A 7,227-nucleotide genomic window follows, 5' to 3' on the forward strand; every position below is an offset into this window, starting at 1 on the left:
GCGGTGATCGTCGCGCCGAATCTGGTGGCCGCTCGCTACGTCCAGCTCTCGCCGGCCTATCGCGACAGTGGGCCGGTCATGCGCGACGGGGCGGTCATCCCCGTCGAACGGACCGCGGTGCCGGTCGAGTGGGATGAAGTCAAAACCCAGTTGATGCGCCTGGCAACGGATTTGGGACCCAAGAGCGGGGTCTCGGGCACATCGGTGGGCCGGTTCATCGACAGTGCCGCCGACGCGCTCGACGGCAACGGCGACAAGCTGCGGCAAACGCTCGCTCAACTGTCCGGGGTGGGCCGGATCCTCGCCAACGGCAGCGGCAACATCGTCGACATCATCAAGAACCTGCAGACCTTCGTCGGCGCGCTGCGCGACAGCAACGTGCAGATCGAGCAGTTCAACGGTCGCCTCGCAACGCTCACCAGCGTGGTCAACGACAGCAAATCCGATCTGGATGCGGCGCTGACCGATCTGTCGACGGCGGTCGGCGAGGTGCGGCGGTTCATCGCCGGGACGCGCAACCAGACCAGCGAGCAGATCGCCCGGTTGGCCGATGTCACGCAGAACCTGGTCGATCACCACATGGCCCTGGAAAACATTCTGCACGGCGCGCCGAACGCGTTCGGCAACTTCTTCAACGACTACAACGCGGACACCGGAACCATCGTCGGCGGGTTCGGGCTGATGAATATGTCGAATCCCACGTGGGGCGGTCAGGTTCTGCTGTCCACTCCGGGCTGCACGCAGATCGGTGCCATCGAGAACATCACCGCGGTCGAATCGGGCAAGCTGTGCTCCCTGTTCCTGGGGCCGGGGCTGCGGCAGACGAGCTGGAACAATTCGCCAATTCCGATCAACCCGTTCATATCCAAGTCGGTCGACCCGGCCAGGGTTCTCTACACCGAACCGCGCTTGGCGCCCGGCGGCGAGGGCCCGAAACCCGGACCGCCCGAGATCCCGCCTGAGGTGTCGGCCTATACCGGCCTGCCGGGTGATCCGGTGGGACCGCCGGGGGCGGTGCCGCCGGCGCGGATACCGGGCGCGGCGATGCCGCTGCCGCCGCCGCCGTCGACACCGGTGCCGCCACCACCGGCGCCGACCGTGTCGGGCATGCTGCTCCCAGACGAGGGGCCACAACAATGATCGCTCGAGTGGTCGCTCGGCGGGTGTTCACCGTCGGCTGTTGCGTGGCGTTGACGACGACGGGTTGCGCATTCCACGGCCTGAATTCGCTACCGCTGCCCGGTGCGGTCGGACGCGGTCCCGGAGCCAACATCTACCACGTCGAACTTCCGAATGTCGGGACGATGGAATCGAATTCGCCCGTGATGATCGATGACGTCGTCGTCGGCAGCGTCGGCACGATGCGGGTGCAAGGCTGGCACGCCGACGTCGAGATCTCGGTCAAGCGCGATGTCGTGGTCCCCGCCAACGTGGTAGCCACCGTCGGTCAGACCAGCCTGCTGGGCTCGATGCATGTGGAGCTCAACACACCGCTCGGTCAGCAGGGCAGCGGACGGCTGCAGCCCGGCGCCACCATCCCACTCAGCCGGTCATCGGCCTACCCGTCGACCGAGCAGACGCTGTCGTCGTTGGGCGCGGTCGTCAACGGCGGCGGATTGGGACAGATCGGCGAGGTCATCCACAATTTCTCTGCCGCCCTGTCCGGGCGCGAGGGCGCGGTGCGCGATCTGATCACCCGCCTGGACACGTTCGTGGGCACGCTGGACGACCAGCGCGACAACCTCGTCGCCTCCATCCAGGCGTTGAATCGGCTGGCCGCCACCTTCGCCGACCAACGCGACGTGGTCACCGACGCGCTGCGCAAGATACCGCCGGCGCTGGAGGTGTTGATCAAGGAGCGGCCGCGCCTGACGGCCGCCCTGGATCATCTTCGCGTGTTCAGCAACACCGCCACCCGGCTGATCAACGACTCCCAGGCCGACCTGGTCACGAACCTCAAAAACCTGGAGCCGACCATCAAGGCGCTCGCCGACGTCGGACCGGACTTCGGCGCGGCCATCGCGGCATCGTTCGTGTTCCCGTTCACCCAGAACTTCGTCGACCGCGCGGTCCGAGGTGACTTCTTCAACCTGCATTTCGATTTCGACCTCACGATCCCGCGGCTCAAGAAGGGATTGTTCCTGGGAACCCACTGGGGGCAGCTGGATATGCCCGTACCACCGGTGCCCGGGGACCCGTATCGCTTGAATTACACACTCGATCCGTTGCATAACCCGCTGAGGCCGCCGTGGATCGATCCCAACGCATTGCCGTTGCCGCCACCACCGCCGGGTGCGGTGCCCGGACCGTCGTCGGCTTACGGCCCGCTGCCCGGGCCGCCGCCGAACGCGGCCCCGCTGCCCGGGCCGCCGCCGAACGCGGCCCCGCTGCCCGGGCCGCCGCCGAACGCGGGCCCGCTGCCCGGGCCGCCACCGGGTGCGGCCCCGGTGCCCGACGCGGGTCTTGGTCAATCGCCGGTGCCCGCGGAGGCGCCCGGAACGGGAGCGGGTGGATAGATGCTGACGCGCTTCGTTCGGATCCAGCTGGCGGTGTTCGTGATCGCCGGAACCATCGGCGTGATCTCGATGGTCCTGTTCTACATCCAAGCGCCGACACTGCTGGGCATCGGCCGGATGACGGTGACGCTGGAGCTACCGGCCACCGGCGGCCTGTACCGGTTTTCCAATGTGACCTACCGCGGGGTTCAGCTCGGCAAGGTCACCTCGGTGGGTTTGACGCCGACCGGCGCGAAAGCGACGCTGTCGCTTAGCACTTCACCCAAGGTCCCGTCGGACCTGACCGCGCAGGTGCTCAGTGTCTCCGCCGTGGGTGAGCAGTACGTGGACCTACGGCCCAAGACGAATTCGCCGCCATATCTGCACGACGGGTCGGTTATCGCCGTGCGCGACACGACAATTCCGCAGCCGGTCGGCCCGATGCTCGAGCAGGTCAACGCGTTGGTCCAAAGCATCCCGAAGACCAAGCTCGGCCAATTGCTGGACGAGTCCTTCCAGGGCTTCAACGGTTCCGGTTACGACCTGGGGTCACTGATCGATTCCTCGAAGACGCTGTCCCGCGACGCCAACGGCGTCGTCGACCGCACCCGAGCCCTCACCGAGGACACCGGACCGCTGCTGGACACCCAGGCGCGAACCACCGATTCGATCCGAACGTGGGCGCACAGCTTCGCCGGCATCTCGGATACGTTGGTGAACAACGATTCTCACTTCCGCACCATCCTGGAGAAGGGCCCTGACGCCGCGAATGAAGCGTCGCGGCTTCTCGAACAGATCAAACCGACGCTGCCGGTGCTGCTTGCCAACCTGACCACCATCGGGCAGATCGGCGTCACCTATCACCCTTCCATCGAGCAGCTGCTGGTCCTGCTGCCGTCGGGCGTTGCCATCGAGCAGGCCGCTCAGGGTGAAAACCACCCGGACGGTAGGGCTTACGGCGACTTCGCGGCCACGGTCGACGATCCGCCTATTTGTACGGTCGGCTTCATGCCACCCAACACCTGGCGGTCCCCGGACGACCTGACCGACATCGACACACCGGACGGGTTGTATTGCAAACTGCCGCAGGATTCACCGATCGCGGTGCGCGGTGCCCGCAACTATCCCTGCATGGGTCACCCGGGTAAGCGCGCCCCGACCGTAGAAATCTGCAACAGCGACAAGCCGTACATGCCGCTGGCGATGCGCCAGCACACCCTCGGTCCCTACCCGCTGGATCCCAACCTGATCGCCCAGGGTGTGCCGCCCGATGACCGAATCACCACCAATGACAGGATCTTCGGACCGGTCGAGGGAACGCCGCTGCCGCCGGGGGCGGTGCCGCGCGGTGCCCCTGCGGGGCCGCGGGGAGAAAATCCGCCGCCGGGCACGGTGGGGGCCGCCGCCCCCCCGTTGCCGTCGTCGGGACCAGCGCTGGCGCCGATGTCGCGAATGTCGGCGGACCTTCCGCCCATTGCGCCACTCGACGTCCCTGCGGCGGGAGAACTTCCCCCGCCGCCGGCCGCGCCGCCGGCACTGCCGTTAGCCCCGCTCGTTGCTCCCGGTCCCGCGCCGGCCGACTCTGCACCGGCCGATCCCGCACCGGCCGACACGGCTGGCGGCGGCGGACCCCAGGCCGCGCCAAGCTCGTTCGGAGCCAACGCATCTAAGCCCGCGCCCTCGGTCGTGGTGGCAAAGTACGATCCGCACACCGGTCGTTACGTCGGTCCGGACGGGAAGTTGTATCAGCAGTCGGATCTCGTCGCTCCGAAAGCGCCCAAGACGTGGAAGGACATGCTGCCCACCTGAATTCGCCAGCCGAAGCGGCCCAGGGGGCGAGGCGACGAAGCTACGCCCGGCCGGTCAGGAGAGCTGGTCTAACCGCAACGGCATCGTGATATCGAGCCAATTGTTTTGCCCGCACGCACCGCTCGGACCGACCGTCTTGTCCTTGCCCGAGAGGACCCGTGATCCGATTTGAAACCCGCCGTTGTCGTTCACCGGGAAGAAGAAGTATTGCTGCTGCCCGGGGAACGCCGTACCGTCCTCGCACCGCTCCCAGTTCGGAACTTCGCGCCTCACCTTCCACATCTCCCCATCTTTCATATATAGGGGCGCGGTCCATCCCTGGTCGCTCGTCACCGTGCCATGGCATTCCAGGGTCGAGTCACACGTCGAGCTGATGGTCCATACCTGGTAGACCGTCGGTTCGCCGAAGTACTGGTCATTTCGCTGGGCCCAATCGCCGATGGACGTGGCGCGGTAGGTTCCGTTGAGGGCCACGTCTTCCTTGGTTATCGCCTGGGCAGTGGGCGCAGCGCTCAAACCGCCGAATGCGGTGGCGGCAACCAGCGTTGCGGTGGTGAGTGTTTTGACTGAACGCATCAGGTGCTCCTCGAAGCGCGTATCCGAGAGTGCCTATAGGCGCCTTTTCGCCGTCGGTTGCGGCGTTCTCGACCGATGACGTTACACCGCTTCGGCCTGCCAGGTAACGGTTGGGACAAGATCTACCCCGCTTATCCGGACGGGTCGAATTTTGCAATCAGCCAGGACCCATTGACTTTTTTCAGCGTGACAAGGACGCTGCTCTGCGTTTTCTCGGGATCCTTCTTGTGCACGCTTGCCGTCGTCTGGTCGACGAAAATCAGCACGACTGCCAAATCGGGATGCAATTCCGAGACCGCGGCCCGAATCACCTTGGCGGACGCCGTCAATTGTCCCTTCTCCGCCACCGGCGCGACGACCTCGTCGGCGAATTTGCTGTAATAGGCCAGAAAGTCGCCGGTGAGATGTGATTTCGCGTTGTCGAAATCGCGGTTCAAATGGTCGTAGGAATACGACAGCGCCGCCACCGCACCGTCTGACGCCGCCCGGATTGCCCGGCCCGCCGCCGCGTCATTGACCTGCTGGTCCGGCCGGTACACGAAGAAGTACACGCCTGCGGCGACTCCCACGGCGGCAACCACCAACGCCGTCGCGACGATCGCACGCCACCGTGCCAAATACGGGCGGGCTCGGCGCCGAATCACCGCCAGCCGGCCCGTGCGTGCCGGGACCTCGCCAGCGGGCGGCCCGTCGTTCTCCTCGGCGGATGAAGTCTGGACTCCGTCAATCTTTTCGGTGTCGTCCGGCGACGAGCCATGCTCGACAGTCATCGCAGGAATTCGATTTTCGACATTTTGAGCTGGCCGCCGTCGCGGTCCATGTTGACGCTGAGCCGAAACAAGGCCGGCGGCGGTTTGGCGTTATCCGGCCCAGTGGGAGTGGTCTTCGCCGCCACCAGCACGACTCCCGAATTGTCGCTCAACGATTGGACGGCGACCGCTTCGACGGTGACCGTGCTGCCGACCTTCGTCTCCTCGGCCTTATTGACGATCAGGGTCGACAGCACAGCCAGCTGGTTCTTCTGGTCGCCGGTGGAGGCATCGATCGCGCGCTGGACATCCTCCTTGGCATGAGCGGGGTCGATTGACATGAAAGCCGTGATCCCCTGCCGGGCGGCCGCACTGAACTCCGCGGCGAGTTGGCGATTATGCACGCCGATGTGGTGCTGCCACAGCATGTAACCGGTCGCGGCGGCAGAGGCCGTGCAGAGCACGGAGCCCACCCCGACCGCTACCGTTTTTCGCTTGGGACGTCGCAGCCACCGAGGCCGTCCCGGACGCCGCAGGCGTAGCCGCTTCCGGGTCTTCGCGCGGCGCTGCTCGGCGTCTTGGGAGGCGCCGTCCTCGTCGTCCACGCTCCCGGTTTCGGCGGCCCGCCGCAGTTGCGACAGGCGTGCCCGCGCCGCCTCGGCCCGCGCTTCGGCCCGGGCAACTTCGTCTGGCGCCGCGTCCTCACGTGGGTCGGCGTCAGGCCCCTCCGGATCGTGCACGGAGAAGCAGCTTATCACCGCCGCCCGGGCTCAATGCCGTCGTCGGTCGGCCGCCCACCCGAGGCCTTACATGCGGAAATGCCGGCTCGCCGGGGAGCGGGCCACAGCGGTGTTTCGGCATGGCGCGTCGCCGAACACCGTTCGGCCCAGGTGTCTTCTCCAACCAGGAGAATTTTCTTTTCAGGTGTGGCAGAGTAATCGGGTGCGATCAATCGTGGCTATGGTTGCCGCGTTGCTCGGCGCCGGGGTGGTGGCGGCGCCGCCAGCCTCGGCCGGGCCGACCGTCTGCGACTACCCAGCCTGCACCCCGGGCATCATGCCCCATCAGGTTCTCGGCGCACCGTGTGACAACACCACCTACTACGCCTTCGGTGTCGCCGACGGATACGTCTCCTTCGCCTCGGAGCCGGGCCGGCTGATGTTCTGCGGCTCGCCGAGGCGATACCAGCCGCGATGGTTCCGCTCACCGCCGATGGCGGGGGTCAAGGACGAAAACTCCGACTGCACGAACTATCTGAACTACGTCGCGCAGGCGCCCGATGGTCTGTTCCTGATCTGTATCGCGCACGACGGCATCTCGAGCTGGGTCCGCGCCGACACGTAGCCGCGGCGCGGTCAGTCGCGGGATGGTCGAGGCAGACCGAGCAGGCGCCGGCTCAAATCGGTAACCCGTTCGAGCAAGGTCTCGTCGTCGATGTCGGCCACCAACGGATGCATGACCGCGGTGCTCAGCGCGCCGGAGAACATGGCGGCCTCGATCCGCCCGTCCAGGCCCGCATCGCTCAGCAGCACCCGATACAGACGGTCCATGAAATGTTGAAACGGCTTGTGCTCGGCCAGCAGCCGGACGACGACGGG

At 66.3% G+C, this 7,227-nt stretch carries 7 protein-coding genes and 1 pseudogene; 4 read left to right on the forward strand and 4 right to left on the reverse strand.

What is annotated here, in order from left to right; genetic code table 11:
* The 3 genes from A5646_RS05740 to A5646_RS05750 form a co-directional block, all read left to right on the forward strand.
* Window positions 1–1,140 (forward strand): MCE family protein (locus tag A5646_RS05740; RefSeq protein WP_067020511.1); only part of this gene is annotated, 1,140 nt, incomplete at its 5' end.
* Entirely contained in the window at window positions 1,137–2,516 is a 1,380-nt protein-coding gene (locus tag A5646_RS05745) for an MCE family protein (protein WP_066880506.1), read from the forward strand. The genes A5646_RS05740 and A5646_RS05745, both read left to right, overlap by 4 nt.
* Window positions 2,517–4,304, forward strand: a complete 1,788-nt coding sequence (locus tag A5646_RS05750; RefSeq protein WP_067020514.1) for an MCE family protein — start codon at window positions 2,517–2,519, stop codon at window positions 4,302–4,304.
* Between the two features lie 54 nt (window positions 4,305–4,358).
* Here the strand turns inward: A5646_RS05750 and A5646_RS05755 are convergent, their stop codons facing one another.
* From A5646_RS05755 to A5646_RS05765, 3 genes are all read right to left on the reverse strand, one after another.
* Entirely contained in the window at window positions 4,359–4,880 is a 522-nt protein-coding gene (locus A5646_RS05755; RefSeq protein WP_066864299.1) for a hypothetical protein, read from the reverse strand.
* Between the two features lie 131 nt (window positions 4,881–5,011).
* Entirely contained in the window at window positions 5,012–5,650 is a 639-nt protein-coding gene (locus tag A5646_RS05760) for a hypothetical protein (protein ID WP_067020517.1), read from the reverse strand.
* A complete protein-coding gene (locus A5646_RS05765; RefSeq protein ID WP_067020520.1) occupies window positions 5,647–6,369 on the reverse strand; it encodes a hypothetical protein in 723 nt (240 codons plus the stop codon). Before A5646_RS05765 ends, A5646_RS05760 begins: the two co-directional genes overlap by 4 nt.
* 220 nt (window positions 6,370–6,589) lie before the next feature.
* Here A5646_RS05765 and A5646_RS05770 point away from each other — a divergent pair, with 220 nt between their 5' ends.
* Entirely contained in the window at window positions 6,590–6,973 is a 384-nt protein-coding gene (locus tag A5646_RS05770; RefSeq protein ID WP_197497979.1) for a hypothetical protein, read from the forward strand.
* An 11-nt stretch (window positions 6,974–6,984) separates the two neighbouring features.
* Here A5646_RS05770 and A5646_RS05775 read toward each other — a convergent pair.
* Window positions 6,985–7,227: pseudogene (locus tag A5646_RS05775) on the reverse strand (TetR/AcrR family transcriptional regulator); the annotation flags it as partial.

It is taken from the genome of Mycobacterium sp. 1245499.0, assembly GCF_001673615.1.
Taxonomy (GTDB): Bacteria; Actinomycetota; Actinomycetes; order Mycobacteriales; family Mycobacteriaceae; genus Mycobacterium; species Mycobacterium europaeum_A.